Annotated in this window: 1 protein-coding gene and 1 pseudogene; one reads left to right on the top strand and one right to left on the bottom strand. The window is 65.9% G+C overall.

Annotated features, from left to right (window positions below):
- Positions 1 to 556, bottom strand: a pseudogene (locus tag EN932_RS36445) (class I SAM-dependent rRNA methyltransferase); the annotation flags it as partial.
- A gap of 136 nt (positions 557 to 692) precedes the next feature.
- Between EN932_RS36445 and EN932_RS36440 the strand changes: the two are divergent.
- Positions 693 to 1,207 (top strand): YafY family protein (locus EN932_RS36440; protein WP_164890855.1); only part of this gene is annotated, 515 nt, incomplete at its 3' end.

The raw sequence follows: 1,207 nt of genomic DNA, 5'->3' as shown, positions 1-1,207 counted from the left end.
GCCCGGCCATGTGGTCCCAGTGGGAAGCCTGCTCGGGAAAGACGCCGACATGACGAAACGAGGTGAAACGGCCGAGATAGTCGATGCCGTCATGCTTCATCGGCCAGGTCTCGCCGAGCGGCAGCTTCGGGAAACGCCAGCGGCCGATCCCCTCCTCGTCGGTGTCTCCGGTGAAGACGGCGTCGGCGCGCTCCCATTCCTTTGCCGGCAAGGCCTTTTGCCAGATCGCCTGGCCCTCTGGCCGCACGATCCGGTAGGGGCCATATTGTTCGAGCTTCTGGCCGGTGCCGCTGTCGAGCAGCGCATAATCGGCATTGGGCGCCACTTCCAGGATCACGGGAAGATGTTCAGTGGGCAGAGCGCCTTCGCGGCGGGCCAGGATGCGCGGCGCCGAGTTCGGTTCGGAACGATTTTCCGTCTTCGCCTCATGGCGCTCGCGCGGTGGCGCTTCCGGTCTGGCAGGAGCCTGGCCGGGACGCGGGCGTGACACGTCCGCCGCACTCTTGGCGGATGGATGTGGACGGTTGTCGCGGCGTTTGTCGCGAAAAGACTTCAAGCGGGGGCAACTCCGAACGGCGTGGCCGCTTTTGACATAGGGCAACCGGCTTCGCAACCAAGTCCGACAGGTCGGCCTCTCCGGTTTATGTCTGCCGGCGATGGACCAATGTCAAAGAAACAGGCAAATCTGCTCGATGTCCCGCTCCGAACGCCTACTCGACCTCATACAGTGCTTGCGCCGGCATCGCCGGCCGGTGAGCGGGCACATGCTTGCCGACGAGACGGGCGTTTCGATCCGCACGCTCTACCGCGACATCGCCACGCTGCAGGGCCAGGGCGCGCCGATCGAAGGTGAGGCGGGGTTGGGTTATGTGCTCAAGCCCGGCTTCATGCTGCCGCCGCTGATGTTCAGCGACGAGGAGATCGAAGCCATTGTGCTCGGCTCGCGCTGGGTCGCCAGGCAGCCGGACCAGCGTCTCTCGGCCGCCGCCGCCAACGCGTTGGCCAAGATCGCAGCCGTGCTGCCCGACGATCTGCGCGAGGATCTTGACGCGAGCACACTGCTGGTCGGGCCTCCTGCCGCGGCCACCGAGGGCATCGATCTTGGTCTGGTGCGGCAGGCCATCCGCAACGAGCGCAAGCTCGGCTTTCTCTACCGCGATGCCGGCGGGGCCCTGTCCCAGCGCGTCGTCTGGCCATTTTCGCTGGG

The organism is Mesorhizobium sp. M7A.F.Ca.US.002.01.1.1, assembly GCF_004022955.1.
In the GTDB taxonomy this organism is placed as follows: Bacteria; Pseudomonadota; Alphaproteobacteria; order Rhizobiales; family Rhizobiaceae; genus Mesorhizobium; species Mesorhizobium ciceri.
The sequence above is the reverse complement of the archived record's forward strand: the minus strand, read 5'-3'. Positions and strand labels throughout refer to the sequence as shown.